This is a genomic window from Limnohabitans sp. (assembly GCF_044373035.1).
Taxonomy (GTDB): Bacteria; Pseudomonadota; Gammaproteobacteria; order Burkholderiales; family Burkholderiaceae_C; genus Limnohabitans_A.
Genome location: NZ_JBILQU010000036.1, coordinates 1 through 25,807, shown reverse-complemented (window position 1 = coordinate 25,807; position 25,807 = coordinate 1). Strand labels below are relative to the sequence as shown.

Here is a 25,807-nt window from a genome sequence, read left to right as displayed (position 1 = left end):
GATTTTTGCGTACCCGCCATGAGGAACCCGCCGCAGCCCCTCTCGCACTGCTCGACGGGAGGCGGTCGACTCAAAAGCCTGCGCCCGGCGACATTCGAAGTTCCGACCTGAGCGTCAGCCCCCGAAGAAGCCTTTCAACTTATCCGTCCAGCCTTCGCCGCTGGGCTGGTGTTTACCGCCACCTTTGGAGAGCGACTCCTCAAACTCCTTGAGCAGTTTCTTCTGGTGCTCGGTGAGCTTGACCGGTGTCTCTACAGTGATGTGGCAATACAGGTCGCCCGGGTAGCTGCCGCGCACACCCTTGATGCCTTTTCCGCGCAAGCGGAACTGCTTGCCGGTCTGGGTGCCTTCGGGGATGTCGATCGCCGCTTTGCCGCCCAGGGTGGGCACTTCGATCTCGCCGCCCAAGCCCGCTTTGCTGAAGCTGATCGGCACCGCGCAGTGCAGGTCGTCCCCATCGCGCTCGAAGATGTCATGCTTTTTCAAGCGGATTTCGATGAACAGATCACCGGGTGGGCCGCCATTCGTGCCCGGCTCTCCATTGCCCGCACTTCGGATGCGCATGCCGTCGTCGATGCCGGCCGGAATTTTGACTTCCAGGGTTTTTTGTTTCTTGACCTTGCCTTGCCCATGGCAGGTGCCGCAAGGTTCGGGGATGATCTTGCCAGTGCCGCGGCAGTGCGGGCAGGTTTGCTGCACACTGAAAAAGCCTTGCCGCATTTGCACTTGGCCTTGGCCTTGGCAAGTCGCGCAGGTCTTGGCGCTGGTGCCCGGCTTGGCCCCGGTGCCGTTGCAGGTGTCGCACTCGTCCCAGCTCGGAATGCGCAGTTGCGAGTCCTTGCCGTTGGCCGCTTCTTCGAGGGTGATCTCCATCGCATAGCTCAAGTCACCACCTCGGAAGACTTGACGACCACCACCGCGCCCACCGCGAGCTTGCCCGCCGAAGATGTCACCAAAGATGTCGCCAAACGCATCACCAAAACCGCCAAAGCCTTCGGCTCCGCCTCGCATATTCGGGTCGACACCGGCATGTCCGTGCTGGTCGTAGGCCGCGCGTTTTTGCGGGTCCGACAGCATTTCGTAGGCTTGCTTGACTTCTTTGAATTTGCCTTCAGCTTCTTTGGCCTTGGCGTCTTCGCCCTGGTTGCGGTCAGGGTGGTACTTCATCGCCAGCTTGCGATAAGCCTTTTTGATGTCTTCGTCCGTGGCGTTTTTGGCAACGCCCAGCACTTCGTAAAAATCTCGTTTTGTCGCCATGGGGCAAATCCAACCGTTAGAACAAGAACGCCGCGAAGGCGATTCAGTGGCCTGAATCAGCTTGCGCGGCGGGACTGCGGCCAGGCCGCAGAGGGTGGGGTCTTAGCCCTTTTTGACTTCCTTGACTTCCGCGTCCACCACATTGTCGTCTTGTGGCTTGGCTTCGGCGGCACCGGCAGCACCGGCGCTGGCGGCAGCTTGCTGCGCTTGCATGTCGGCGTAGACCTTCTCGCCCAGCTTCTGGCTGGCGGTCATCAGCGCTTCGGTTTTGGCTTCGATGGCGTCTTTGTCTTCGCCCTTCAAAACCTCTTCCAGGGCCTTGGCGGCTGTCTCGATGGCTTCTTTTTCGGACGCTTCGATCTTGTCGCCGTGCTCGGTCAGGCTCTTCTTGACGCTGTGCACCGCGGCTTCACCGGCGTTGCGGGCCTGCACGAGTTCGAGCTTTTTCTTGTCTTCCACAGCGTTCAGCTCGGCGTCTTTCACCATCTGCTGGATTTCAGCTTCCGACAAGCCCGAGTTGGCCTTGATCGTGATCTTGTTTTCCTTGCCGGTGCCTTTGTCTTTGGCACCCACGTGCAAGATGCCGTTGGCGTCGATGTCAAAAGACACTTCGATCTGAGGCGTTCCACGCGATGCGGGTGGGATGCCTTCAAGGTTGAACTCGCCCAGGGCCTTGTTGCCGCTGGCGATTTCACGCTCACCCTGAAACACCTTGATCGTCACGGCCGGCTGGTTGTCTTCGGCCGTCGAAAAAGTCTGAGCAAACTTGGTCGGAATCGTGGTGTTCTTGGTGATCATCTTGGTCATCACGCCGCCCATGGTCTCAATGCCCAAAGACAAAGGCGTCACGTCCAGCAGCAACACATCGGTGCGGTCGCCCGACAAGACCTGGCCCTGAATCGCAGCGCCCACGGCCACGGCTTCGTCGGGGTTCACATCTTTGCGGGGCTCTTTGCCGAAGAACTCTTTGACCTTCTCTTGCACCTTGGGCATGCGCGACATGCCGCCGACCAAAATGATGTCGTCGATCTCACCAACTGAGACGCCAGCGTCTTTGATGGCCGTGCGGCAAGGGGCCATGGTGCGCTCGATCAACTCTTCCACCAGCTGCTCGAGTTTGGCGCGGGTCAGTTTGATGTTCAGGTGCTTGGGGCCGGTGGCGTCCGCTGTGATGTAAGGCAAGTTCACGTCGGTGGCCGCCGAGCTGGACAGCTCGATCTTGGCTTTTTCAGCGGCTTCTTTCAGGCGCTGCAGGGCCAGCACGTCCTTGGCCAGATCCACGCCGGATTCTTTTTTGAACTCGGTGATGATGTGGTCGATGATGCGCTGGTCAAAGTCTTCGCCGCCCAAGAAGGTGTCGCCGTTGGTCGACAACACTTCGAACTGCTTTTCGCCGTCCACGTCGGCAATTTCGATGATGGACACGTCGAACGTGCCGCCCCCCAAGTCATACACGGCGATCTTGCGGTCGCCTTTTTCTTGCTTGTCCAGGCCAAAGGCCAAGGCTGCAGCGGTGGGCTCGTTGATGATGCGCTTGACGTCCAAACCGGCAATGCGGCCCGCGTCTTTGGTGGCTTGACGCTGTGCGTCGTTGAAATAAGCGGGCACCGTGATCACGGCCTCGGTCACTTCCTCGCCGAGGTAGTCTTCGGCAGTTTTCTTCATCTTGCGCAGAATTTCAGCGCTGATTTGTGGCGGGGCCAATTTGTTGCCACGCACTTCCACCCAGGCATCGCCGTTGTCGGCTTTGGCGATGGTGTAGGGCATCAGGTCGATGTCTTTTTGGACTTCTTTTTCGGCGAACTTGCGGCCAATCAGGCGCTTGACCGCGTACAAGGTGTTCTTGGGGTTGGTGACCGCTTGGCGTTTGGCCGAAGCGCCGACCAGGATTTCGCCGTCTTCTTGGTAGGCAATGATCGACGGGGTGGTGCGAGCGCCTTCGGCGTTCTCGATCACTTTGGTCGTGTTGCCTTCCATGATGGCCACACACGAATTGGTGGTGCCCAAGTCAATACCGATGATTCTTCCCATTTTGATACTCCGAATTTGGTTAAAAGTGCAATGTTTTGCAATTGAGGCAACCGGGACGCTTTTCAAGTCCCCTGCGCCGAAAAGGTTTTATTTGGGGGCGGTCACCGTCACCAAAGCCGGACGCAGCACGCGGTCGGCAATGGAATAACCCTTTTGCAACACGCCCACCACGGTGTTGGGCTCTTGCTCGGCTGGCACCACGCTGATGGCCTGGTGGTGGTGGGGATCGAACTTGGTGCCTGCGGGGGGGGCAATTTCGATCACTTTGTTGCGCTCCAACGCACTTTTGAGCTGGCGCAGCGTGGCCTCTGACCCTTCGCGAATCTGCTCAATCGTCACTTTAGGAAGGGCCAAACCGGCTTCCAGGCTGTCGAGCACAGGCAGCAGGCTGTCGGCAAAACCTTCCACGGCAAATTTCCGGGCCTTGGCGATTTCGTCGTCGGCGCGGCGGCGGGCGTTTTGCACATCGGCCTGGGCGCGCAGGTACTGGTCGGCCAGATCGGCGTTTTGAGCCTTCAGGTTGGCCAGCTCGGCCTGGGCATCGGCCAGCGGGTCGGTGGGGGTCATGGCAGCAGCTGCAGCCAATTCTTCGTCACTCAGGGGCTTGGGGTCTTGGTTTTGTGTGGCTTCTGACATGAACAATGTCCGCAAAAAATGGATACCCCTTGCAAATAGGGGCGTTGTTTCAGGCTTCAAGGGGAGTTTGCAGTTCAATGACCCCGGGAATGGCGCAAAAAAATAGAGCAAAAATAGCGCAAGAAAAACCCGCCCAAAGGCGGGTCATTCGGAAAAGCCGCAGCCTTTTCGCCTTGGGCTCAATCGAGGGCCAGCAGCTCCACGTCGAACTTCAAGGTGGCGTTGGGCGGGATCACGCCGCCAGCGCCGCGTGCGCCGTAGCCCAGTTCGGCCGGGATGATCAGGGTGCGTTGCCCGCCGACCTTCATGCCGGCCACGCCTTCGTCCCAGCCCTTGATGACCATGCCTGCACCCAGGCCGAACACGAAGGGGTCGCGGCGGTCGCGGCTGGAGTCGAATTTCGCGCCTTGTTCGCCGTCTTTGAAGAGCCAGCCGGTGTAGTGCACGGTGACGTCCTGGCCCGCTGTTGCGACTTCGCCTTCGCCGACAACGGTGTCTTCGTATTGCAGGCCGGAGGGGGTGGTGTTCATGGGCATCCTGTCAGAAAGTGTCCGGTGCCGCTGGTGGGTCGCCGGGTTGTGGAAAACCCAAAATTATGCCAGCCCCGCCAAATCTCAGTTGGTCCGTTGGCGTTGAGCCAGATCACGCATCAGCGCGCCCACACCATAGGTCCAGGCGGGTGCCTGGTCCGAGGTGTTGACCTGGTTGACCAAGGTGCCCAGCTGCGGGGTGGAGATGCTGACCACATCGCCCACCACATGGGTAAAGCCCTGGCCGGGGCCATGGCGGTCTTGGGTGGGGGCGAACATGGTGCCCAAAAACAGCAGCATGCCGTCGGGGTACTGGTGGTACTTGCCCATGGCCTGACCCACCAAATCGAGCGGGTCTCGGCTGATCTGGCCAAGGGCGCTGCTGCCTTGCATCACAAAGCCCTCGGGACCTTGCACTTTCAGGCTCAAATCGCACTGGCGCACATTGTCGATGCTGAAGTGGTCGTCCAACAGGCGGATGAAGGGGCCGATGGCGCAGCTGGCATTGTTGTCTTTGGCTTTGCCCAGCAGCAAGGCGCTGCGGCCTTCAAAGTCGCGCAGGTTCACGTCGTTGCCCAAGCTGGCACCGACCACTTCGCCCCGGGAGTTGGCGGCCAACACGATTTCGGGCTCGGGGTTGTTCCATTGGCTGCCCGGGTGAATGCCCACCCGGGCCCCGGGGCCGACCGCGCTCATGGGCTGGGCTTTGGTGAAAATTTCGGCGTCTGGGCCGATGCCCACTTCCAGGTATTGCGACCACATGCCTTGGGCCAGCAACACTTCCTTGAGCCGGGCCGATTCTGGGGAGCCGGGCACCACGCTGCGCAGGTTGTCGCCAATGACCGCGACCACCGCCTGACGCACGGCTTCGGCGCGACTGGCGTCGCCACGGGCCTGCTCTTCGATCACCCGCTCGAGCATGCTGGCCACGAAGGTGACGCCAGCGGCCTTGACGGCTTGCAGATCGCAGGGGGCCATGAACCATGTTTGGCTTGCATCGCGGCTGGTTTCATCGCTGTTGGCCAAAGCCTCGGGGGTGCTGGCCAAGCGCGGGGCTTGGCCGCTGCGCACATAAGCCCGCACCTGATGGGCCACCTCGGGCAGCTCCAGCAATTGGCTGCTGGTGGGGGCAAGCTGCGACAGATCGAACACATCCCCGGGCGTCACAGCGCAAACCACGGGGCCGAGGTCCGGCACCCACAAGCGGCCGATCAACAATGCTTGGTGAGCGTCTTGGGGCAAAAGGGTGATGAGCATGGCAGTTTCGGATCCACTACAAAAAAATGATCCTGACAGATGCCAAGCTGTGGCGCTGTCACCTTGGTAGAGAGAATGGGGTGGTATGGGCGCCCGCCCGCAAGACCACGAAAACCGGGTTTTGAAAGACCCTTTGGTACAAATACTTGCCATGGCTGAGGGGTGTGGACGCTCGGCAGGGGCCTGGCGCGGTAAAGACTTCCTCTTGGCCGAGCGCGGTCAGCGGTAAATTTTTTGCAGCAAGGCCAGCAATGTTTTGCGCTGCGCTGGCGTGAGCTTGGCGGTTTTTTCCAGTTCCAGCTCGGTGGCTGTTTGTTCGGCTTGCTCCATCAGGCCCTGGCCTTTGGGGGTGGCGTGCAGGCCCACGGCGCGGCCGTCGTGTGGGTGGGGTTTGCGCTCGATCAAGCCGCGAGACTCCAGCGACTGGATCAGACCCACCAAATTGGGGGGCAAGAGGTTGAGCGTGGCGCACAGCTGGCGCGAGGTCACACCCGGGTTGTGGCAAATCGTGGACATGACCGAAAAATCCACCGGCTTCAAACCATAAGGGGCCAGCCGCTCCAGAAACAGCTCGATGATGCTCAGCGCTGCCCGGCGGGCGTTGTAGCCCATCAAGGTTTGCAGGTAAGAGGTGTCCACCTGGTCGATGGCCGAACCCGTCGCGGGTTCGACTTTGGGGGTGCGTGCTTTCTTGGCCGGGGGCATGGGGGCTTGCTTCATGCCGCCAGTGTGCACTGCTGCACGATGATGAAGCTGCGCATCTGAAATTCGGGCAGCACCCAACTGCGCAGGGCCCTTGCGGGGATTGTCCAGCGGGCCAGGGTGTTCGGCGTGCTGTCGTCCACACCCGCCTCGATCTGCAGCCAAGCCCAGTCCATCAGCACCAGCGCCACGGCGCGCAAATAGTCATCGGCCACGCGGTAAGGCAAGGCCGCATCTTGCGCGCTGGCCTTGACGATTTGCTGGGTGACGGCGCGCAGGGTCTGGATGCGGGCTTGCGCAGCGGTGCTGGCTTTGGCTGCTTTGGGAAGATCCGAGGCCAGGGCGTCAAGCAACGCATTCATGCCCGTGCCGCCATCGGCCAGCACCTTGCGCACCAAGAGGTCAATGGCCTGAATCTCGTTGGTGCCTTCGTAGATCATGGCCACGCGGGCGTCGCGCACGATCTGCTTAATGCCCCATTCACGCACATAACCGTGGCCGCCCAACACCTGCAGGCAATCGCTGCCGCCGTGGAAAGCCTGGTGTGTGAAGACCGATTTCATGACCGGTGTCACCAGCGCGCACCAGCGTTGTGCAGCGTTTTGGGTGTCGGCGTCGGGGCTGTGTTTGATGCGGTCGAGTTCGAGCGCCGTGCGGTAAGCCAGCACACGACCAGCATCGACCCAGGCGCGTTGCGTGTCCAGAATGCGGCGCATGGCCGGGTGCTCTGAAATGAAATCTGCTTCTGCGGCGGAATTGCCTTTGCCCGGTGCGCGCATCTGGCGGCGCTCTTGGGCATAGGTATCGGCTATTTGCCAGGAGGCTTCCAGCAGGCCAATGCCTTGCAGGGCCACATGCAGGCGGGCGGCGTTCATCATCACGAACATCGCGTTCAGGCCCTTGCCCGGCTCTCCCACTATTGAAGAGACCGCTTCGTCAAAACGCATCACGCAAGTGGGGCTGCCGTGCAGGCCCATTTTTTCTTCGATGCGGTCGCAGTGCACACGGCTGCGCGAGCCGTCGGGGTAAAACTTGGGAACCAAAAACAGCGACAAGCCTTTCGGGCCGCGCGGTGCATCGGGCAGGCGCGCCAGCACCAGGTGCACGATGTTGTCGGTCAGGTCGTGTTCGCCACCCGAGATGAAAATTTTGGTGCCGCTGACGGCGTACTGGCCATCGGGCAAAGGGACCGCCTTGGTGCGGGCCAGGCCCAGGTCAGAGCCCGCGTGCGGTTCGGTCAAACACATGGTGGCCAGCCATTCGCCGGTGGCCACTTTCTCTAAATAGTGCGCTTTGAGTTCGTCGCTGGCGTGGTGCTTGATGCACTCATACGCGCCGTGCAGCAGCCCGGGGGCCATGGTCCAACTGTGGTTGGCGGCCGACAGCATTTCGTAGAGCATGGCTTCGAGCACGGTGGGCAGGCCTTGGCCGCCGTCTTCGGTGCTGGCGGTCAGCGCAGGCCAACCCGATTGCCAAAAGGACTGGTAAGCATCCTTGAAGCCCGGCGGCATGGTGACCGCGCCGTCCGCCCACTGCGCGCCGATCTCGTCCCCGTCGCGGTTGAGCGGGGCGATGACTTCGCCCACAAACTTGCCGGCTTCCTCCAGCACTTGCTGCATCAGCTCAGCGTCCACCTCGGCTAAAGCGGGCAGGGCTTGCAGTTGGGCGGGCGCGTTCAAAACGCGAGACAGCAAAAACTGCATGTCGTCGGTGCGGGGCTGGTAGGCGTTCATAGGGTTTGGGAGTCCATCAAAAAAAACGCCAGAGCACCTGAAAGTGCTCCGGACAGAATCAGCCGATCAGGAGTCGACGCTGAAGCCGATGCGCTTGATCAGCGGGCCCCAGCGCTCGAGTTCAACTTGTGAGCTCTTGAGCTGGTCTGCGACCGAGCCACCAAATGGAATCAGGCCCACCACGGTCAAAGCGTCCAGCACGCCTTTGTCTTTGAGTGCGGCGTTGATGGCCGCATTGGCCGCCTGCACCACGTTGACCGGGGTTTTGGCGGGGGCGTAAAAGCCGAACCACTCTTCCACCGTCAACTCTGGGAAGCCCTGTTCTGCAAATGTGGGGACATCCGGTACAAAAGGCGAACGGGTTTTGCCCGAGGTGGCCAGGATGCGCATCTTGCCCGCCTTGTGGTTGGCAATGAAGTCGCCGTGCGGTGTGAACATGCTGGCGATCTGGCCGCCGACCACGTCGGTCACGCCGGGCACCGAGCCGCGGTAAGGCACATGCTTGAACTCGAAGTTCTGGTTCAGGCCCAACAAGGCGCCGATGAAGTGGGGTGTGGAGCCTGCAGCGGGCGAGCCGTAGCTCGCTTGTGCGGGGTTGGCTTTGGCCCAGACGATGAAGTCTTTCACGTTCTTGACGCTGGCAGGCACCATGGGGCCGACGGCGAAACCGTGGTGGATCATGGAGGCGGTGCCCACGGGCGTGAAGTCTTCAAAGGGCTTGTATTGCAAGTTCTTGAAGATGTGGGGGTAGAGCGAGATGGGCGAGAAAGGGGTCATGGCCAGCACCGAGCCGTCGGCGGGTGCGCTTTTGAGCAGGTTCAGTGCAATTTGGCCGCCAGCGCCGGGGCGGCTGTCGATGATGCCGGCGTTCTTGCTGTAAGGCGTGCCGCCAAATTTCTCGGCCACGCGTCGGGCGCAGATGTCCCCCGAACTGCCGGGTGGGAAGCCGTAAAGCACTTTGACTAGCTCGAGGGGCAAGCCGCTTTGCGCCCAGGCCTGTTGGAAAGCGGTGCTGCCCAAAAAGGCTGCGCCGATGGTGGATTGAATGAATTCGCGACGGTTGCTCATGCTTGTCTCCTAGAAAAGGTCGGTTGAAAAAGTCAGGTGAGGGAAAACGGAAAAATGGAAGCCATCAACTGCACAAAGCCTTGATGTCTTCGGGCACGGGGATGGCTTTGATGCGGTCCGGGTCTTCGGGGTGCTTGATGCAAAAGGCGCGCACTTCGGTGCCTTCGCACAGCACGGTGTCGCCGCGCATGACCACATGCTTGTGCACAAACACCTTGTCGCGCCATTCCTGCACGCTGGTGTGCACTTGAATGGTTTCACCGTAGGTGGCGGGGCGGATGAATTTGGTGTGGATCTCCAAAAGCGGCGTGCCGATGATGCCGCGTGTCTTGACCAGCTCGCGCCAGGGCAAGATGCCGCACTTCATGAAGAAGTTGAGCGATGACGCATCCATCCACTTGGAAAAATTGGGGAAGAACACGATGCCTGCAGGGTCGCAGTCGCCAAATACCACTTGCACTTCGTAGACAACAGTTTTCATAAGATCGGGTTGAGGGTTAAGAGTTGAGCGTTGAGGTTTGAGGGTAAGGTTCGGGTTTTTCACGCTGAACGCCTAACGCTCCACCTGACGTCAGCGGGGTGCCATCCTCAAAGCACCATCGAGGCGAATGACTTCGCCGTTCAGGTGGTCGTTGCTCACGATGTGGCAGGCCAGTTCGGCAAATTCACTGGGCTTGCCCAGACGTGCGGGAAAGGGGATGCTGGCGGCCAACGATTGCTGTATCGGCTCGGGCAAGCTCGCCAACAAAGGCGTTTTGAACAGGCCGGGGGCGATGGTGCACACGCGGATGCCGTGCTGCGCCAGGTCGCGGGCCATGGGCAGCGTCATGCCGACCACACCGGCTTTGGAGGCGCTGTAGGCCTGCTGGCCCACTTGGCCGTCAAAGGCGGCCACCGAGGCGGTGAAGACCATCACGCCACGCGCACCGTCTTCCATGGGGGCCAGCTTGCTGCAGGCCTCGGCAAACAAACGCGCCGCGTTGTAGGTGCCGATCAGGTTGACGTTGATCACCTTGGCGAATTCCTCCAGCGGTGCGGCCTTGCCGTCCTTGCCGACCACGCGCTTGGCGGTGCCGATGCCAGCGATCTGCATCAGGATGCGGGCGGGGCCGTGTGCGGCGGCAGCGGTGTCGATGGCTTGGGCCATGCTGTCTGCATCGCTCACGTTGCAATGCACTGCCACGGCGCAGCCGTTGCCATATTGCGCGCCAATCTCGGCTGCCACGCGCTCGGCGTTGGCCATGTTCAGGTCGAGCACCGCGACCTTGGCGCCCAGACGGGCCAGTTCGCGGGCCGTGGCTTCACCCAAACCAGAGCCACCGCCGGTGACCAATGCTGCTTGTCCTTGGATGTTCATGTCAGTTCCTTTTTGTCAGAGGTCGAACCTTCGGGTCCGACGTTTCGGTGGGATGTCTTGGCTAAAGCCGCCGACCTACAAATCAGTTCATGCGCTTTCAGGGTTCTCGATCAACAGCGCAATGCCTTGGCCGCCACCCACACAAGCGCTGGAGATGCCATAACGCAATCCTGAGCGCTGCAGTTCACGCGCCAGCGTGATCGTCAGGCGCACGCCGGTGGCGGCCAGGGGGTGGCCGAGCGCAATAGCGCCGCCGTTGACGTTGAGCTTGGCCACATCCAGGCCCAACTCTTTGGCCACGGCCAGGGTTTGAGCACCTTGCGCTTCGTTGATCTCAAAGCGACCGATGTCCGACAGCTTGAGACCTGTGCGCTCCAGCAACAAGCGAATGGCCGGGGCAGGGCCGATGCCCATGATTTCGGGCGGCACGCCCACAGCCGCAGCGGCGACCACGCGGGCGATGGGTTTTTTGCCTTGGGCTTTCGCATAGGCGCCTGAGGTGACCACGCAGGCCGCTGCCGCATCGACCAAGGCCGAGCTGTTGCCACCCGTCTGCACGCCACCTTCGTACACCGACCGGAGCTTGCCCAGCACTTCGGCAGGCGAGATGCGCGGGTGCGTGTCGGCATTGACTTCGGTCACTTTGCCTTGCAGCTTGATGCCTCGGGAAACATAGCCATGCAGCTCGAACTTTTCGGAGACCACGGGCACGATCTCACCCGCATGAAAACCAGCGGCTTGCGCGGCCACGGCCTTGGCAAACGAGTCAGATGCGAATTGGTCCACCTCTTCGCGGGTGATGCTGTATTTTTTGGCCAGATTCTCGGCGGTCTGGATCATGTTGATGCCCGCTGCCGGGTCTTTCAGGGCTTCCCACATGAAGTCCTTGAAGCCCACGGGTGCGCCCAGCTTGAAGCCGCTGCGGTGGTCGAAAGCGGCAATCGGGTTGCGCGTCATGCTCTCCGTGCCGACCACCAGCGCGGCCTCGCACACCCCCGCTTCGATTTGTTCGCCTGCCTGGCGAAACAGCTCAAAGCCGGTGCCGCAAATGCGTTGCACCATGATGGCGGGCACTTCTTGCGGCACACCGGCGTACAGGCCGATGTGGCGCGGCAGTACGAACTGGTCGAAGTCGCCGGGGGCCATGTTGCCGGTGATGACCGAGCCGATGTCGGTCGCCGCGATGCCTGCGCGCTTGAGTGCTTCGCGTGCGGCCTTGATCCCCAGGTCGGTGGGTGAGATGTGACCCAAAGCGCCGCAGTAATCGACCATGGGCGTGCGCACACCCTCGTGCATCCACACATCGGCAAATGCGTTGAAAAATCCTTTAGAGCTCATGGTTTTCTTTCGGTCTTTGGAGGAGCGGTCTCTGACTGCGATCCACAGGGGGCTGCGTCATTGGGGTTGGATGATGTGCTGCAGCGTGCCGCCATGCAGCGCCGCCACGGTGTCTGCCCGGTGCGCGAGCACGGAGCGTTGGTTGATCGAGCCCTTGTCGGTGATCTCGCCCTTGTCGATGGTGGGTGGCTCACTGAGCAGGCACAGCCTGGCAATGCGGTTGGCGCTGCCCGTGGCGGTTTGGGCCAGGCTGTTGACGATCTCCTGGAACTTGGCCAGCACCGGAGCAGACGCGAGCACCTCAGACATCGGCGCACCCGCAGCCAGACCGCTGAGCGCACGCACAGCAGGCAATGTGAAGATCATGGCGCCAACTTCCTTCAAGTCCAGGCCCGTGAGCACCGCGTCCTGAACGTAAGGCGCGCCCGCCGCGATGATCTTGGCGCGCAGCGGGCCCACGCTGACAAAGGTGCCGGTGGCCAGCTTGAAGTCTTCGGCAATGCGGCCGTCGAATTTCAGGCCCAGGTGCACATTGGTGTCGTCAATCCATTGGACCGCGTCGCCCGACTTGAAGAAGCCTTCTTCGTCAAACGCACCGGCAGTTTCATCCGGGTTGCGCCAGTAGCCGGGAGTGATGTTAGGGCCTCGGTAGCGCACCTCGGTTTTGCCTTGCGTGCCCACGAGCTTGAGCTCCAGGCCAGGGGCAGGCACGCCCAGGTCGCCCGCTTGCACCAAAGGGTTGGTCACAAAAATACCAAAGGGGCCAGACTCTGTCATGCCCAGGCCGGTGCCCATGACGATGCGCTCGCCGATCTCGCGCTCTTGCGATTCTGAAAGGCTGTCCCAAATCGGTTGGGCCAAGGTGGCTCCGGCGAAAAAGAACATCTGCACACGCGACAGCAGCGTTTTGCGCAGCTGGTCATCGGTCTTCATGGCGTGGGCAATCGCCTCAAAGCCGGTGGGGACGTTGAAGTACACCGTGGGCGCGATCTCGCGCAGGTTGCGCAAGGTCTCGTGCATCAGCGCGGGTGTGGGCTTGCCGTCGTCGATGTAGAGCGTGCCGCCGTGGAACACCGTCATGCCAAAGTTGTGGTTGCCACCGAAGGTGTGGTTCCACGGCAGCCAGTCCACCAGCACCAGTTCGTGCTCGGCCAGCACGGGCATGGACTGCGCCATTTGCTGCTGGTTGGCGCACCACAGGCGCTGCGTGTTGATGACCGCCTTGGGCAGCTTGGTCGAGCCGCTGGTGAACAAAAACTTGGCGATGGTGTCGGGGCCGGTGGCGGCCATGGCGGCATCCACAGCGGTTGTGGCAGCGGTGGCGCACAGGCTGTCAAAAGCCGTGACCGTGCGGCCGGGCACTTGGCCCTCGCACAACACCACTTCCATGTCGTCGCTCACGGTGGCGGCGATGGCTTTGGCATAGCGGGCGTCCGAAGCAAACACCAGGCCCGGCGTGACGGTGCGCAGCACATGCTTGAGCTTGTCATAGTCCACGCTGACCAGTGAGTAGGGCGGCGAGGTGGGCACAAAGGGGACGCCCGCGATCAGGCAACCCAGGGCCAGCATGGCGTGTTCCAGGCTGTTTTCACTCAGGATCACCACCGGGCGCTCGGCGCTCAGGCCGCGGTCGATCAGGCTTTGCGCAATGCTGCGCGCCGTTTGCCAAGCCTGACCATAGGTGATGTGCCGCCAGTCGCCCCATGAGCCATCGGCTTGCTGGATGCGCCGCGCCATGAAAGTCTGCTCGGGCTTGACCTGCGCCCAGTGCTGCAGCCGGTCGGTCAGGCGCTCAGGAAAAGCCTGCAGCGCCTGATCGGCTTGCAGGTAGCGCGTGCCGGGTGCGCCGTCGCGCACGCTGACGCGGGTCACGCCAAATTTGAGCGGGCGAAATTTGGGGGCAGTCATGAGGTCTCCGGGTTTGGCGTTGAGCGTTGAGCGGGTTGGGTTCAGGGCATGGCGTTGAGCGTTTTGCGTTGAGTGTTCAGCGTGTTGGGTTCGGGATTCAAGGTTCATGGTTTGCGCATCGCCCAACGCTCATCGCTCAACGAAAAACGCTCAACCCGCTTTCTGCACCTTGGCCGCCTTGCCTTCAAGGAAGGCGCGGACACGGGCTTTGGCTTCGGGGGCGGCTTGGGCGATCGAAGCCATCAAGGCTTCAGTGAACAGGCCATGGTCAGCCGGTTGTTCGGCAATGCGGGGCATGGCGTGCGTGAGCGCAAAGTTGGTCATGGGCGCGTTGGTGGCGATGCGCGTGGCCAGCTCGATGGCCTTGGCCAAAGCGGTGCCGGTGGGCACCAAATATTGGGCAAAGCCCACACGCTCGCCCTCTTGCGCGTCGTACACACGGCCCGTGAGCATCATGTCGATCATGCGCGCCGTGCCGATCAGTTTGGGCACCCGCACCGAGCCGCCGCCGCCCACAAAGATGCCGCGTGTGCCTTCGGGCAGCGCGTAAAAAGTGCTCTCGTCGGCCACGCGGATGTGGCTGGCGCTGGCCAACTCCAACCCGCCGCCCACCACCGCGCCGTGCAGCGCACTGACCACGGGCACGCGGCCTTGCTCCACCGCGTTCAGCGCCACATGCCAGCTGCGCGAATGGTGAATGCCTTCTCCGGCGTCGCGCTCTTTGAGCTCGGACAAATCCAGCCCGGCACAAAAGTGGTCACCCTCACCGTGAACGACCGCGGCGCGGGCTTCGGGGGGCAGGTTCTGAAACACATCACGCAGCGCTTCAATCAAGGCGTCGTTGAGTGCATTGCGCTTGGCCGGGCGGCACAGGCGCACCACGGCCACAGCGCCCTGCATGTCCAGGCTGACGCCATGGGCGGCGGCACGTTCCAGGATGGGGTGGGGAGAGGTCGTCATCGCAAAGGGTCCTGGGTGGGTCTGGTTCAGAGGGTGCAATAAAGTTATTGCTGATAACCATATTGTGCGCACCAGAAGGCTTGGTGATGCCTAGTGTTTACCCTGAGTTTGCGACTAAATGTGCCCAGCTGTGTTGAGCCAGGCGGCGCGACTTACGGGGTTTTTTCGTCGCCCGGGCGCATGCCCTTGAGCCAGTAGACCCAAGACAAAATCACGGCCACGGCGGTGTAGAGCTCGGGGGGGATTTCCTTGTCCAGGTCGATGCGGCTGAGCAAGGCCAGCAGCTGAGGGTCTTCGGCCACGTACACGCCGTGTCGCTGGGCTTCGTCGATGATGCGCTGGGCCAGCTCGTCTTCACCCCTGGCGCTGATGATGGGGGTTTTGCGCTTGCCGTACTCCAGCGCAATCGCTTCCTTCAGTGGGGCTTTCATGTCTGCACATCCAGCAAGCTGCCGGTCTCGGGCGGGCTCCAGGGCATAGGCTCGGACGGGCCGGGGCCGTGGATGATTTGCAGCCGGGTCATGTTCAGGCCTGCGCTGTCCAGCTCTTCGGCCAAATTGGGCGTCAGGTCGCGTGCCCGTTTCACCACATCCTCGCGCAATGCCCACATGACCATGTCGACTTCGGTCTGGTCGCTGATGCGTGTTTGCAGCCACACTTCGCCCAGTTCGCGGTTGCGGGTGTGCAAGTGGATGACCAGCGGTGCCTTTTCTTCGCCGCGCTTGCTGCGGCCCCGCACAAATCGCAGCGCCACGGGCTCGGCGTCCGAAAAAGGCAGCATCATCGAAAACACCCATTCGCGCCCCGTCAGGGTTTCGGCCGCGGTGAATTGGTGCGACTCGATGTCGTCGATGGCATCCTGCACACGGCCCGTCGCCTCGTGGCTCGTACTTTGCAGCAGACGCAACAATTGCCGCAGGCCCGACTTCAGGTCAACCAGACCACTGCCGTGGCCCTGTGACAGCAAAGCTTCGGTCATCAGGCCGCTGCGCTGCATGAGTTGCTGCAGTTTTTCTGGAGTCAGTTGGGCCATGCTGGGCCGCATGCGTTGCCACTTCTGCAGAGCTGCCAGCTCGGGGGACACCGGGTTCAGACTCTGCAACAGGCTGTCCAGACCGCCCTGGCGCAGCAGCAGGGCCAGGGCGCCCATGTCGGGGGGTCTGAATCCCAGTTGCTGCATGCGATTGGGCATTTGCGCCAAAGGTGCAGCGGCCCCGGGGGCAGCCGCACCGGTCGCTTGCAGCGGGCGCAGCCAAATTGAGCCGTCGTTTTGCAACTGCACCCGAAACAAGGCCGTGTCGCCCGAGGCCAAGCGCAGCCCCGCGGGCAGGTCTTTGGGCAAGTCGATGAAACGGCCAGCTTGCGCGGGGTCTTGCAGGATCAGACGGATCCGGTCTTGGCGGTTCTCGACGGTGGATTGAATCACCTGGCCGTCGCGCAAGCCCAGATCGGCGGCGCTTCGCTCGACCACCAGGGGCAGTTTCCCCTCCAGGTAAATGGTCGGAATTTTGGGGTTGAGGTGGGCGGTTTCAGCCCCGGTGATCATGCTGCGGCCTGCGCTGCGATCAGGGGTAGCGCACCCAGCGGCGCTGGTCACTTGGTTCGGGCGCGGCCTTGTGTTGTGCCTGTTCTTCAGCCCCTTGGAACAAAGGTGCTGCCCTCGGGTGCTGGCTTAACACCATCTGGCGCAAGGCAGGCATGCTGGGCACCTGCAATGGGACCCCAGACCGCATCTGATGGGGTGAGCCTGATGGAAAGACCTGCGGGTTCAGGCTCACAAAGGCCTTGCGCAAAAAGTCGGGGTGCAAAGGGACATCCGGCAGCACCCTGCGGATGAGGCGGTCCAGCGTTTCGCCGCGCTGCACCGTGACCATGCTGCCTGCCTTGGTCATGGCTGCGGGTGCGGACAAGGGTGCAGAGGCCATGGCCGATGGGCTGGCTTGCTCAGCACCGCCGGCCGAGTGGGCAGGCGTAGGCGGCAAGCCGCCCATTTGCTGAAAAGCGGCTTGCGGGCCCAGCAGGGCTTTGAGCGCCAAGGCCCCGGCCGATTCAGCCGACCAAGCCGCCGAGCTCCAGCTGACCAGCGCGCAGCTGCCCAGCCACCAGGTGGCCAAATGACGGTGAGAGGAGACGGCAGAAGTCATGAAGGTATTGTGGTTCGGTTTGAACAGGTTCACAAGGGCAGGGCCATCCAAGCACCATGCGAGGCCAGGGCAGGCCCCGCCAATTGTTGCAGCTCGGTGCGGTGTGGGCCGACCTTGACCACCTGGGCCAAGGCCAGGTGCTGGGCCACCCCAGGCTCCAGCATGCGGGCCGGCACATGGGCAGGGTCCATCAAAAGCACGCGGTCACCGGGGCGCAATCCGCTGTCAAAGCCCGCTTGCAGCTCCAGGGACTGCGTGCCTTGGCGGCGCACATGGAACTGGACCGGCTCGCATTCGGTTTGCTTGTCCAGCTGGGCCACCCATTGGCGCATGCGCTCTTGCAGCAGGCCCTGCATGTGCTGCGCCCAGGCCGTGGGGCTTTGCGAAAGAGCCATGGGCGCGACCGAGATGATCTGTTCGATTTGCCACTGCGGCACCAGGCGCGAGGCTGGGCTGAACTTTTGGCCCAAGCGCAAGCTCAGTGTCCAACGCAACAGCGGGGCACTTTCGCTCAGGCGTTCAGTCCACGACCGGGCCACGGCCGGGGCGTGAGGTTGCAGCGACATCTCGGCCACCCAGCCGCTGCGCTCCTCGGTCTGGCCGGTGAGGGCGCGCATATATGCGTTGTCCGACTGTGGGGCAACTTGCGCCACATGGTGTGCGCGCCAGCGCTGAGAGACCTGCATGTTTTGGCTCCAGGCCTGTTGCGCCAAGCCCAGCAGGGTCTGGCTGGCAAACAGTTGTGGGCCACTGAAACCTTCAGGCGTCACGACCTGCACGCCCAAAGGCAGACGCCAGGGACGGGGCGGGGCCTTGCAACTTTGGTCTGCGCCCACCGGCTTCCAGCCCCAGGGCAAGACCTCGGCGCTGACCTGGGTCACGGGTTCGTCGCCTTGCACATAAGACACGACCCGCACGCCGCGCACCTGCGCTTCGGAGTGGAAATGGGCGCTCTCGTGCAAAGCCCCCTTGTCGTCCACCCAGGCCGTGCTGACCACCCGTGTGGGCCGATCCAGGGTCACGTCCAAAATCGCCTGACGGATGGCGGCCAACTGGGCGTCGTATTCTTTTTGCGGGTTCTTTTGGGCCGCCTTGGCCGACTGCGCTTGGGCATTCAACAGCGCCTGCACCGGAGCCGAGGCCAACGCCTTGGCCGCCAACTCGGCAGGGCCGGGGCTTTGGGCAGCGGCCGTATTGGCCAGCGCACAAGCCAGCACGGCAACGCTGATGCGCAACCAGGCAAGGCAGGGCGAGTTCAAAAGGGCCAGCATGGGGTCAGTCCAATCCGAGGGGCGATCAGCGGCGGCGCGAAGCCATCTGACCCAGGTACAAGGCGCGCAAATCGCGCACCACATACTGGTCCAGCGACATGGTGGTTTCGTAAGTGTCTTCACCCACCGGGGTGATGCTCACCATGGTGGCACCATAGATCACGCCCTCGACCTTGGCGCGGAAGGTGTCGCTCATCACCGTCATGTCGGCCACCGTGGTGGTGGCGTCGAGCTGCTGGCCATAGACCTGTTCGGTCAATGAGCGGTAGGCATCCAGTTTGGAAGCACGGATGGCCAACAGGCGCTGCTGGGCCGGATTCTTGTGGTTTTGCACGCTGATGACGGCGTAACCCGTGGCCACCAGGGTTTCACGCTTTTCCACCAAGGGGCTGACCATTGAGGGGGGAGGGGCCGAGGTGACCGTGCTGTCCTGGCCCATGATGTTCAAGGGAACAGATTGGCATCCGGCCAAGGCCAAGGTGGTCAGCAAGGCGGCTGCCAGTGAGCGGGTACGGGTCATTGTGCTTCTCCATGAACAGGCACCCACGCCAACCAAAGCGGCGCGTGGATATGTTGTGTCTTGATGCATACATCGACAGCAATGCCCAGGTCTTGAGTTGCAGCCGGGATTTACAGCGTCTGTGGGTTCGTTTTTCGACAAATCAAATTCAAAGGCGAACTATAAAATTATTATTTTTGATGATAAAACTGTATTTTTTGGAAATACTTGTTAAAGTCTCAGTTGCTAATTGACAAACTTGCCCGCGAAATGACCGACGCCCGCACTTCAACTGCGGCTTGGCGCTGTCAGTGCAACTTGCCAGATCGGCATGCCCTGACCGCCGCTTGGCCCACCCAACACTGAATTGACATGAAAGCCAGTGCCAAAACCCAAATCATTGGACAAAGCCGAGCGACGCAGTTCTTGCGCGAGCTCATCCAGACTTTGGCGGCTTCATCTTCGACAGCCCTGGTCACTGGCGAAAGTGGCACCGGCAAAGAACTGGTGGCCCAGGCCCTGCATGCCCAAGGCCCGCGCGCAGGCGGCCCCTTTGTGCCCATCAACTGCGGCGCCATCCCGCGCGAGCTGATCGAAAGCGAACTGTTCGGTCACCGCAAAGGTGCCTTCACGGGGGCCGTGGCCGACCGTTTGGGCCGATTCGAGCTGGCGCACGGCGGCACCCTGTTTCTGGACGAAATCGGCGACCTGCCCATGGACATGCAAGTCAAGCTGCTGCGCGTCTTGCAAGAGCGTTGCCTCCTGCCCGTGGGCGGCTCGCGCGAAGTGACGGTGGACGTGCGTGTGGTCGCGGCCACCCACAAAAACCTCGAATCAGAAGTGGCGGCAGGGCGTTTCCGGGAAGACCTGTATTACCGCATCAACGTCTTGCCCATCACCACCACCGCCTTGCGCGAGCGACCCGACGACATCGCTGCCTTGCTGCAGTTTTATGCGCAAAAGCATACCCTGCCCGGCAACCACCCCCTGAAGTTCGCACCCGACACGTTGCAGATGCTGCAAGCCTATGCTTGGCCGGGCAATGTGCGCGAGTTGTCCAATCTGGTGGACCGTTTTTCGACGCTGTTCCCCTCGCAAACCCTGCAGGTGCACACCGTGCCCGCCTGCATGATGCCCTCGGGCCTGGCCGCTTTGCAGGCCCAGCGCCTGAGCCAAATGCCCACGCCAGCCCCACAGCCTTCGCTCTTCGCCGCCACTTCGGCCCCGCAACACGCCTTGGCCCCGCAAGAGGCCCTGGCTGCGGCTAAGCCCCACTGGACAGCCGCCACAAGTGATGATGCCGAAAGCCCCTGGGCTGACAATGACCCGCTGAGTCATTTGTTCGCGGACAGCGACAACGCTGCGCCCGTCCCCCGAGCCGCCTTCGCCCCCATGCCTTTGTCTGCTTCCAACGACGAAATGAGTTCGGTCGAAGAAGTCATCTTGCTGGCCCAAGGCATCCAGACTCTGCCGCCCGACGGCATCTCGCTCAAGCAGCACCTGATCGACATCGAGCGCAACCTGATCGAACAAGCCCTCAGCCGCACCCAAGGCAATGTGTCGCAAACGGCCAAGCTGCTGCAGCTGCAAAGAACCACACTGATCGAAAAAATCAACAAGTACGAACTGCGCGGTGCGGCCTGAGCAGGCCTCTTAAGGAAAGGCGTTGCAGACCCACTGTGGTCGAACTCAGAAGGGTGGTTTGATCACTTTGGCGCAAGTGCCCTTGATGAGCTTGACATTGCGCCCGTCATTCAGGCTCAGGGACTGCACAAAACTGCCTGTTTTGCGGTCCAACACAAATTCTTCGCCGGTGATCATGACGCCAAACCGCTGGAACATGGCAGGGCGGTAAATCTTCAGTCGCGTGCCCATCGGCTGCAGGGTGCCAGAGCGGCTTTCGGAGATGGCAATTTTGCCTTGGTACCAGCCTGATTTTTTCTCAAAATCAATCTGTGCCATGGTGATTCTGGCAGGCTCGCTCTCCTTGATGCCCAAAGCCAGTTGACCGTCCAGGTCCAGCTCCAGCTCGCAAATCAGATCCATCACCCCCTTGCTGTCGCCGGGGATGCTTTCGGCGGACAGATTGGGCTCTGGACGACTTTCCCCCATGAGGTGCACCAGCCCCCAGATGCCGCCCATGACCAAAAGACCGATGGCGATACCGATTGCATTATTTTTCAGCATGGGGAAACCTCTGGAAGGTGTGGGTGTGAACCTGGTCGATCAGTCGTCATCTTAGTGCTCAGTCAAGCCGCATTTACACCCGATCATTGGTTCAGCACCGTGATGCTGACGCGGCGGTTGCGCGGGTCTGCAGCATTGCCCGGCACTTTGGGATTGGTATCGGCCACCCCCTCAATGCGCGAGAACCGATTGCTGCCAACGCCCTGGGATTGCATGAACTGCCGCGTGGCATCGGCCCGTTCGGTCGACAAGGTCCAATTGTTGCGCATGCTGTCGGGTGCGAAACCCATGCTGTCCGTGTGCCCGCGAATCGACAATTTGTTGGGCAGTGGTTTGAGCGATTGGGTCACTTCGGCCATCAAGGCGGCCGCTTTGCTGCCCATCACTGCGCCGCCAGAGCTGTACATGGCGAAGTCGGCCTTGTCGATCACCTCAATGCGCAAACCGTCCTTTTCGCGCGTGATGCTGACCTGGTCCTTGATCTTGTCGAACTGCGGGCTTTCAGACAGTTTCTGTTTGATCTCTTTTTCGATCTTGTCGAAATTTTCCTTGTCCTGTTTCTGGCTGGGCGTGCCGGTGCCGCTTTCCTTGCTGGGGTCTTGGTCAGAAGGGCCATCCTTGTTGTTCTCTTCCTTGGAAGAACCAAAGCTTTCGGCCGGGCCACCTTGGGCCTGCGGCGTCAAACGCTCGAGCAATGCGGATTGCTTGGCGGTGAAAGGAAAACCATCGGTGTCGATGATGGACTTGCCACCGAACAAACCATTGGAACCTGCCATTTCACCAAAGACGATCTGGCTGTGGGAGGCGGGCCTGAAATAGTCCGCCACACTTTTGCGCTTGTCCTCGTTGCTGGCACCCAGCAGCCACATCAGCAAGAAGAAAGCCATCATGGCCGTCATCATGTCGGCCAGGGCGATTTTCCAAGCGCCACCGTGCGCTCCCGCATGGCCGTCGTCGGCAATGATTTTTTTGACAATGATGATGGGCCGCATTGCCTCTGCAGCTGCAGCAGCTGCGGCAGCGATTTCTTCGGGTGTTCCCGCTGCGGCTTTGTCTGGCTCGGCCATCAGGATCCTCGCATGCCGTCAAAGACTTCGGAAAAGCTCGGTTGGTTGTGGTGAGAAATGCAGGCCCGTGCGGACTCGATCACCAACGGTTGTGGGTGACCCTTGAGGTTGCCCACGATCATTTCGCGGATCACGTCGAACGTTTGCGCGTCTTCGTTGATGATTTGGGTCAGCCGGCCGGCAAAGGGCTCAAACATGCCGTAGGCCAAAAACACGCCCATCAGCGTACCCACCAGCGCGGAGCCAATCAGCGCACCCAGCACAGGCGGGGGTTGGTCAATTGACCCCATGGTTTTCACCACACCCAACACGCAGGCCACGATACCCAGCGCGGGCAAACCACCCGCAATGCCGGCCAACGCACCGGGGGCCAACAAGGCCTCATGGTGGTGCACTTTGATGGCCTTTTTCATCAAATCATCCAAGGCATCGGCGTCCAGGTTGCCCTGCGAGATCACCATCAAACGAAGGGGATCGCAAATCATTTGAACGATGGAGTGGTCCTTGGCCAACTTGGGGAATTCACCAAAAATCGGGCTCGAGTCTGGGTTTTCAACGTGCGATTCGAGGGCCACCACGCCCTCTTTTTTCATCACCGTTTGCAGTTTGCCCACCAGCAGCATCAAAGCCAGGTAGTCGGCTTGGTGAAAACTGGGTCCTTTGATGCACTTGCCAATGCCACCAAACGCCGCTTTGAAGACGGGAAAGCTGTTGGCAATCAATGAGGCGCCAATGGCCGAACCCCCAATGATCAGAAATTCAAAAGGCGCGGCCTTGATGATGGGGGCCATCTTGCCGCCAGCAATGACGTAACCGCCAAACACCGCGCCAAAAACAACCGCTAAACCGATAAAGAAAAACATGGGGGCCCTTTAAAACTAGACAATGCACCAGACACCGATGCACCAACCCAGCGTCCATTGAAAAAACAAGTCCATCAAATTGCCCAACAACATCACAGGCAAACCCAAATACAGCGCAGCCCAAGCCCACCCCGTCAGGGTCAGTCGGGCTTTGGGGAGGTCATGCCCCAAAATGGCATGTTCTTTGGGTGTCGACGAGCTCATTTTTTCCATCAATACCGTTATTTATCGGACGCAAATGCGAAATCTTGAGTTGAAATTGAAAAATTTGCCTATTATGACAATATGGATGTGACGTGGGAGCATTTGCCTCAAGCCGATTGGGACGAATTCCATTCGACCCAACGCGGTGCTTTGCAGCAGGCCTGGACTTATGGTGATGCCTTGACCGCACTGGGGGTGAACATGTCGCGGGCCATGGTCTGGCAAGAGGGCCAACTGGTGGCCATTGCCCAATTCATGTGCAAACGGGTGCTCGGCTACATCTCTTTGGCCTCGTGCACCCGGGGCCCGATCTTCCATCCCGACCTCAGCCCCGCGCAACGTGCGGACATCTACAAGCGCCTGCGCCAAACGATCCCACTGCCGCGCCTGAAAGTCCCCTTGTTTTCGCCCGACCGCAGCCGCGAACAACTCGACCCGGTTGAAACCCGAGGCCTGTCACGGGTGATGACCGGTTACGCCACTGTCCTGCTCGATTTGACCCAGCCGCTGCACACATTGAAAGCCCAGCTCGAGGGCAAGTGGCGCAACCGCTTGAACAAAGTGCTGGCCCATGCGAAGCTGCGCATCCATGTGCAACCGAGCCGCAAGCGCTGTGATTGGCTGCTGGGCCAGGAAGCCGCCCAGCGCGAAGCGAAAAAATTCCATGGCTTGCCCACCGATTTTGTGCAGGCCTACATCGCCGCAGCGGCCGACCCCCGTCAGGCCTTTGTGGTGGCCTATGCCGAACTGGGCAAGAACACCGTGGGCGGCATGCTCTTTCTGATTCATGGCCGAGTGGCCAGTTACCATATGGGCTGGGCTGACGAAGAAGGCCGGCAACTCAATGCCCACAACGCATTGCTCTGGCAGGCCATGGCTTACTTGCAGGAGCAGGGCGTCGAGGTGCTCGATCTGGGGGGTGTCAACACCCACGATCTGCCGGGCATCTCGCGCTTCAAACTGGGCACAGGCGGTCAAGCCATCACCCTGGCGGGAACTTTTTTTTGAGAACAAACATGACGAAGCGAGCATTTTCAATGCGGACTGTGGTGCAGTGGGGTCTGTGCTGTGCAGGCTTGGTGGTTGGCCTGATCCCACTGACCGCACAGGCCTGGACCCGCATCGGCGAAACCCAAGACGTGACGCTGTTCGTGAACCGCAAAAGCATCGAGCGGGAAGACAACATCCGCCGGGTCTGGGAAATGCAGGACCTCAAAACACCGGACGCCGAAGGGGTGCGCTCCAGACGCTACCTGAACGAATACGACTGCACCTACAAAATGCACCGATTGGGGCAAATGACCAGCTACGCCGGCCCCAAACTGACCGGCGAAAAAGTCGCCGAAGTCAAAGACATGGGCTACTGGCGAAAAATCCCCCCTAATGGTGTTTTTGTGCTCACCTACATCGCCTTGTGCGTTGAATGAGTTGCTGGGCGGCGGCGCTCCGTGCAAGGCCGCTGCACAAAACAAACATATGGGCCATTCAAACTTCATCGGGCCGGATCCATCAGACGGCGGCATGAACCCCGGCTCGGGGGCCGGGGTGAAAGGGGCATTTTCTTGTCTTCCCGGGCTAGACCCGGGATCCATGTCCTTGGGTGTTTTGCGTTACGGCTCCGGCACCCCCAGAGCCTGAAGCGCTGCGCGCAAAAGCAGCCACACCCAACAAGCCCAAACCCAACAAAGCCAACGCCGGCAGGGGGTGAATCACCCAATAGCGCCCATGGCGTGGCCCCGGGTGCCAATGGCCATACCACCCTTGGGCCCGCTGCAAATACAGCACCTTTTGGCCCATCCCGCCGGGCCCGACTTGCACACCCGGGTCGGGCGTCAAGCGCACGCAGCCACATGTCGCCACGGCAGTACCCAGCGCCAGCGCCAGCACCAGCGCTGCAGCAGCCCAAGCGGCGCGCGTGCGCCACAGGGGTACTGATGGCGCAGGCTCGTGAAAGCCATAAAACAACATCACCCCCGCCCAAGCCGCCAGCCCATTGACCAGCCAATCGTTGAAATCCAGATAGTGGCTGTAGCTTTTGGTGGTCCAAAGGTATTGCGCCGTCTCATCCACGGCCCCCAGCAGCGTGGTGATCAACACCACGCGCAAGACAGGCCAACGCGCGCGTTCCCCATCCAAAGCCCGAGCCCACAGCCAGGCCAGCAGCGCAAATTGCGGGTAGTGCGCGTACTCGTTGACCGTGAACGTCAGCCAACGGTCCACCATGACACAACAGGCCAGCCACACCAGCCAAGACAGCCCCACCACGCGCAGTCGCGCCGAGCTTGCTGCGCGCGATTGCCGCCACACCCACAAGCACAACCCCACCGCCGCCAGCACCGTGACATAGGGCACAGCATCCTTGAAAGCCCAAGGCCCAGACGCCCCCGCTCGTTGGCTCACCAGCCAAATCGAAAACGGCAAATGCCCCACGATCGAAACCACCGCCCACCCCAAAGCCAGCCCAGCCCACAACCAGCTCACCCGCGCCGAAGCATTCGACCACTCAACGGTTTGATTCAAAACGCACCCCTGTTCAACATTCGCCCCACCCCATAGTCATCCCGGACGCCATCCGGGACGCCAGTATTTTGTCATCCCGCATTTTTTAGTGTCATCCAAGACCCCCCAACGGTCATCCCGGACCCCGATCCGGGATCCATGCCTGCTGGGGCGGTGACAAAAAAACATGTCACGCAGCGCACCAAACCCGCACACCACCACTAGAATTGTTCATTTTCGAACAGTCATCTCGGCCACCCCTCGCCAAGACCCCAGAAAAAACACCCCCGTGCCCC

At 61.1% G+C, this 25,807-nt stretch carries 26 protein-coding genes; 3 read left to right on the top strand and 23 right to left on the bottom strand.

The features are described from left to right. Window positions 1-114: 114 nt before the first annotated feature. From dnaJ to ACIQ47_RS07445, 18 genes are all read right to left on the bottom strand, one after another. A complete protein-coding gene (dnaJ, locus tag ACIQ47_RS07530; protein WP_396437552.1) occupies window positions 115-1,257 on the bottom strand; it encodes a molecular chaperone DnaJ in 1,143 nt (380 codons plus the stop codon). A gap of 102 nt (window positions 1,258-1,359) precedes the next feature. Then, complete coding sequence (gene dnaK / locus ACIQ47_RS07525; RefSeq protein WP_396437551.1) at window positions 1,360-3,288, bottom strand: molecular chaperone DnaK; 1,929 nt, start codon at window positions 3,286-3,288, stop codon at window positions 1,360-1,362. 87 nt (window positions 3,289-3,375) lie between these two features. Beyond that, complete coding sequence (gene grpE, locus ACIQ47_RS07520; RefSeq protein ID WP_396437550.1) at window positions 3,376-3,924, bottom strand: nucleotide exchange factor GrpE; 549 nt, start codon at window positions 3,922-3,924, stop codon at window positions 3,376-3,378. 179 nt (window positions 3,925-4,103) lie between these two features. Next, window positions 4,104-4,460, bottom strand: a complete 357-nt coding sequence (locus ACIQ47_RS07515) for an FKBP-type peptidyl-prolyl cis-trans isomerase (protein ID WP_396437549.1) — start codon at window positions 4,458-4,460, stop codon at window positions 4,104-4,106. A 78-nt stretch (window positions 4,461-4,538) separates the two neighbouring features. After that, window positions 4,539-5,711 carry a fumarylacetoacetate hydrolase family protein gene (locus ACIQ47_RS07510; protein WP_396437548.1) on the bottom strand — a complete coding sequence of 391 codons (1,173 nt, stop codon included), beginning with the start codon at window positions 5,709-5,711 and terminating at the stop codon, window positions 4,539-4,541. A gap of 219 nt (window positions 5,712-5,930) precedes the next feature. Continuing rightward, on the bottom strand, window positions 5,931-6,416 hold the full coding sequence (locus tag ACIQ47_RS07505) for a MarR family winged helix-turn-helix transcriptional regulator (protein ID WP_396437553.1): 486 nt from the start codon (window positions 6,414-6,416) through the stop codon (window positions 5,931-5,933). 11 nt (window positions 6,417-6,427) lie between these two features. Then, the gene (locus ACIQ47_RS07500) at window positions 6,428-8,146 is read right to left on the bottom strand and encodes an acyl-CoA dehydrogenase family protein (RefSeq protein ID WP_396437547.1); all 1,719 of its coding nucleotides are present in this window, start codon (window positions 8,144-8,146) and stop codon (window positions 6,428-6,430) included. A gap of 66 nt (window positions 8,147-8,212) precedes the next feature. After that, window positions 8,213-9,214 carry a tripartite tricarboxylate transporter substrate-binding protein gene (locus ACIQ47_RS07495; protein ID WP_396437546.1) on the bottom strand — a complete coding sequence of 334 codons (1,002 nt, stop codon included), beginning with the start codon at window positions 9,212-9,214 and terminating at the stop codon, window positions 8,213-8,215. Window positions 9,215-9,278: 64 nt separating this feature from the next. Next, the gene (locus ACIQ47_RS07490) at window positions 9,279-9,695 is read right to left on the bottom strand and encodes an acyl-CoA thioesterase (protein ID WP_396437545.1); all 417 of its coding nucleotides are present in this window, start codon (window positions 9,693-9,695) and stop codon (window positions 9,279-9,281) included. Between the two features lie 90 nt (window positions 9,696-9,785). After that, window positions 9,786-10,571 (bottom strand): SDR family NAD(P)-dependent oxidoreductase, encoded by a 786-nt coding sequence (locus ACIQ47_RS07485; RefSeq protein WP_396437544.1) that lies wholly within the window; start codon window positions 10,569-10,571, stop codon window positions 9,786-9,788. Between the two features lie 87 nt (window positions 10,572-10,658). Beyond that, window positions 10,659-11,909, bottom strand: coding sequence for a thiolase family protein (locus ACIQ47_RS07480; protein ID WP_396437543.1), 1,251 nt, complete (start codon window positions 11,907-11,909; stop codon window positions 10,659-10,661). 57 nt (window positions 11,910-11,966) lie between these two features. Beyond that, window positions 11,967-13,817: a feruloyl-CoA synthase gene (locus tag ACIQ47_RS07475; RefSeq protein WP_396437542.1), complete on the bottom strand. Its 1,851-nt coding sequence runs from the start codon at window positions 13,815-13,817 to the stop codon at window positions 11,967-11,969. Window positions 13,818-13,967: 150 nt separating this feature from the next. After that, window positions 13,968-14,777: a crotonase/enoyl-CoA hydratase family protein gene (locus ACIQ47_RS07470; RefSeq protein ID WP_396437541.1), complete on the bottom strand. Its 810-nt coding sequence runs from the start codon at window positions 14,775-14,777 to the stop codon at window positions 13,968-13,970. Between the two features lie 152 nt (window positions 14,778-14,929). Continuing rightward, window positions 14,930-15,208 carry an EscU/YscU/HrcU family type III secretion system export apparatus switch protein gene (locus tag ACIQ47_RS07465; RefSeq protein ID WP_108353310.1) on the bottom strand — a complete coding sequence of 93 codons (279 nt, stop codon included), beginning with the start codon at window positions 15,206-15,208 and terminating at the stop codon, window positions 14,930-14,932. Next, window positions 15,205-16,323, bottom strand: a complete 1,119-nt coding sequence (locus ACIQ47_RS07460; protein ID WP_396437540.1) for a hypothetical protein — start codon at window positions 16,321-16,323, stop codon at window positions 15,205-15,207. Before ACIQ47_RS07460 ends, ACIQ47_RS07465 begins: the two co-directional genes overlap by 4 nt. 19 nt (window positions 16,324-16,342) lie before the next feature. Beyond that, the gene (locus ACIQ47_RS07455; RefSeq protein WP_396437539.1) at window positions 16,343-16,921 is read right to left on the bottom strand and encodes a hypothetical protein; all 579 of its coding nucleotides are present in this window, start codon (window positions 16,919-16,921) and stop codon (window positions 16,343-16,345) included. A 29-nt stretch (window positions 16,922-16,950) separates the two neighbouring features. Beyond that, complete coding sequence (locus ACIQ47_RS07450; RefSeq protein ID WP_396437538.1) at window positions 16,951-18,192, bottom strand: hypothetical protein; 1,242 nt, start codon at window positions 18,190-18,192, stop codon at window positions 16,951-16,953. A gap of 25 nt (window positions 18,193-18,217) precedes the next feature. Next, window positions 18,218-18,712 (bottom strand): LPP20 family lipoprotein, encoded by a 495-nt coding sequence (locus ACIQ47_RS07445; protein ID WP_396437537.1) that lies wholly within the window; start codon window positions 18,710-18,712, stop codon window positions 18,218-18,220. 351 nt (window positions 18,713-19,063) lie between these two features. Between ACIQ47_RS07445 and ACIQ47_RS07440 the strand changes: the two genes are divergently transcribed. Beyond that, on the top strand, window positions 19,064-20,335 hold the full coding sequence (locus ACIQ47_RS07440; protein ID WP_396437536.1) for a sigma-54 interaction domain-containing protein: 1,272 nt from the start codon (window positions 19,064-19,066) through the stop codon (window positions 20,333-20,335). Between the two features lie 45 nt (window positions 20,336-20,380). On the opposite strand, the gene ACIQ47_RS07435 is transcribed toward ACIQ47_RS07440, so the two are convergent. The 4 genes from ACIQ47_RS07435 to ACIQ47_RS07420 form a co-directional block, all read right to left on the bottom strand. Next, a complete protein-coding gene (locus ACIQ47_RS07435) occupies window positions 20,381-20,878 on the bottom strand; it encodes a hypothetical protein (RefSeq protein WP_396437535.1) in 498 nt (165 codons plus the stop codon). 83 nt (window positions 20,879-20,961) lie between these two features. After that, complete coding sequence (locus ACIQ47_RS07430; RefSeq protein WP_396437534.1) at window positions 20,962-21,945, bottom strand: flagellar motor protein MotB; 984 nt, start codon at window positions 21,943-21,945, stop codon at window positions 20,962-20,964. After that, window positions 21,945-22,808, bottom strand: a complete 864-nt coding sequence (gene motA / locus ACIQ47_RS07425) for a flagellar motor stator protein MotA (protein WP_396437533.1) — start codon at window positions 22,806-22,808, stop codon at window positions 21,945-21,947. Before motA ends, ACIQ47_RS07430 begins: the two co-directional genes overlap by 1 nt. A 15-nt stretch (window positions 22,809-22,823) precedes the next feature. Next, window positions 22,824-23,012, bottom strand: a complete 189-nt coding sequence (locus tag ACIQ47_RS07420; protein ID WP_396437532.1) for a hypothetical protein — start codon at window positions 23,010-23,012, stop codon at window positions 22,824-22,826. An 81-nt stretch (window positions 23,013-23,093) separates the two neighbouring features. Between ACIQ47_RS07420 and ACIQ47_RS07415 the strand changes: the two genes are divergently transcribed. Both ACIQ47_RS07415 and ACIQ47_RS07410 read left to right on the top strand, forming a co-directional pair. Then, window positions 23,094-24,020, top strand: a complete 927-nt coding sequence (locus tag ACIQ47_RS07415; protein ID WP_396437531.1) for a GNAT family N-acetyltransferase — start codon at window positions 23,094-23,096, stop codon at window positions 24,018-24,020. 8 nt (window positions 24,021-24,028) lie between these two features. Beyond that, complete coding sequence (locus ACIQ47_RS07410; protein ID WP_396437530.1) at window positions 24,029-24,439, top strand: surface-adhesin E family protein; 411 nt, start codon at window positions 24,029-24,031, stop codon at window positions 24,437-24,439. Between the two features lie 148 nt (window positions 24,440-24,587). Here ACIQ47_RS07410 and ACIQ47_RS07405 read toward each other — a convergent pair whose 3' ends face one another. Further along, a complete protein-coding gene (locus ACIQ47_RS07405) occupies window positions 24,588-25,532 on the bottom strand; it encodes a VanZ family protein (protein ID WP_396437529.1) in 945 nt (314 codons plus the stop codon). Window positions 25,533-25,807 lie beyond the last annotated feature (275 nt).

Excerpts from the sequence above, each read along its gene's own strand:
- dnaJ (WP_396437552.1), bottom strand. The coding sequence starts at position 1,257 with ATGGCGACAAAACGAGATTTTTACGAAGTGCTGGGCGTTGCCAAAAAC.
- dnaK (WP_396437551.1), bottom strand. The coding sequence starts at position 3,288 with ATGGGAAGAATCATCGGTATTGACTTGGGCACCACCAATTCGTGTGTG.
- grpE (WP_396437550.1), bottom strand. The coding sequence starts at position 3,924 with ATGTCAGAAGCCACACAAAACCAAGACCCCAAGCCCCTGAGTGACGAA.
- ACIQ47_RS07515 (WP_396437549.1), bottom strand. The coding sequence starts at position 4,460 with ATGCCCATGAACACCACCCCCTCCGGCCTGCAATACGAAGACACCGTT.
- ACIQ47_RS07510 (WP_396437548.1), bottom strand. The coding sequence starts at position 5,711 with ATGCTCATCACCCTTTTGCCCCAAGACGCTCACCAAGCATTGTTGATC.
- ACIQ47_RS07505 (WP_396437553.1), bottom strand. The coding sequence starts at position 6,416 with ATGCCCCCGGCCAAGAAAGCACGCACCCCCAAAGTCGAACCCGCGACG.
- ACIQ47_RS07500 (WP_396437547.1), bottom strand. The coding sequence starts at position 8,146 with ATGAACGCCTACCAGCCCCGCACCGACGACATGCAGTTTTTGCTGTCT.
- ACIQ47_RS07495 (WP_396437546.1), bottom strand. The coding sequence starts at position 9,214 with ATGAGCAACCGTCGCGAATTCATTCAATCCACCATCGGCGCAGCCTTT.
- ACIQ47_RS07490 (WP_396437545.1), bottom strand. The coding sequence starts at position 9,695 with ATGAAAACTGTTGTCTACGAAGTGCAAGTGGTATTTGGCGACTGCGAC.
- ACIQ47_RS07485 (WP_396437544.1), bottom strand. The coding sequence starts at position 10,571 with ATGAACATCCAAGGACAAGCAGCATTGGTCACCGGCGGTGGCTCTGGT.
- ACIQ47_RS07480 (WP_396437543.1), bottom strand. The coding sequence starts at position 11,909 with ATGAGCTCTAAAGGATTTTTCAACGCATTTGCCGATGTGTGGATGCAC.
- ACIQ47_RS07475 (WP_396437542.1), bottom strand. The coding sequence starts at position 13,817 with ATGACTGCCCCCAAATTTCGCCCGCTCAAATTTGGCGTGACCCGCGTC.
- ACIQ47_RS07470 (WP_396437541.1), bottom strand. The coding sequence starts at position 14,777 with ATGACGACCTCTCCCCACCCCATCCTGGAACGTGCCGCCGCCCATGGC.
- ACIQ47_RS07465 (WP_108353310.1), bottom strand. The coding sequence starts at position 15,208 with ATGAAAGCCCCACTGAAGGAAGCGATTGCGCTGGAGTACGGCAAGCGC.
- ACIQ47_RS07460 (WP_396437540.1), bottom strand. The coding sequence starts at position 16,323 with ATGATCACCGGGGCTGAAACCGCCCACCTCAACCCCAAAATTCCGACC.
- ACIQ47_RS07455 (WP_396437539.1), bottom strand. The coding sequence starts at position 16,921 with ATGACTTCTGCCGTCTCCTCTCACCGTCATTTGGCCACCTGGTGGCTG.
- ACIQ47_RS07450 (WP_396437538.1), bottom strand. The coding sequence starts at position 18,192 with ATGCTGGCCCTTTTGAACTCGCCCTGCCTTGCCTGGTTGCGCATCAGC.
- ACIQ47_RS07445 (WP_396437537.1), bottom strand. The coding sequence starts at position 18,712 with ATGACCCGTACCCGCTCACTGGCAGCCGCCTTGCTGACCACCTTGGCC.
- ACIQ47_RS07440 (WP_396437536.1), top strand. The coding sequence starts at position 19,064 with ATGAAAGCCAGTGCCAAAACCCAAATCATTGGACAAAGCCGAGCGACG.
- ACIQ47_RS07435 (WP_396437535.1), bottom strand. The coding sequence starts at position 20,878 with ATGCTGAAAAATAATGCAATCGGTATCGCCATCGGTCTTTTGGTCATG.
- ACIQ47_RS07430 (WP_396437534.1), bottom strand. The coding sequence starts at position 21,945 with ATGGCCGAGCCAGACAAAGCCGCAGCGGGAACACCCGAAGAAATCGCT.
- motA (WP_396437533.1), bottom strand. The coding sequence starts at position 22,808 with ATGTTTTTCTTTATCGGTTTAGCGGTTGTTTTTGGCGCGGTGTTTGGC.
- ACIQ47_RS07420 (WP_396437532.1), bottom strand. The coding sequence starts at position 23,012 with ATGAGCTCGTCGACACCCAAAGAACATGCCATTTTGGGGCATGACCTC.
- ACIQ47_RS07415 (WP_396437531.1), top strand. The coding sequence starts at position 23,094 with ATGGATGTGACGTGGGAGCATTTGCCTCAAGCCGATTGGGACGAATTC.
- ACIQ47_RS07410 (WP_396437530.1), top strand. The coding sequence starts at position 24,029 with ATGACGAAGCGAGCATTTTCAATGCGGACTGTGGTGCAGTGGGGTCTG.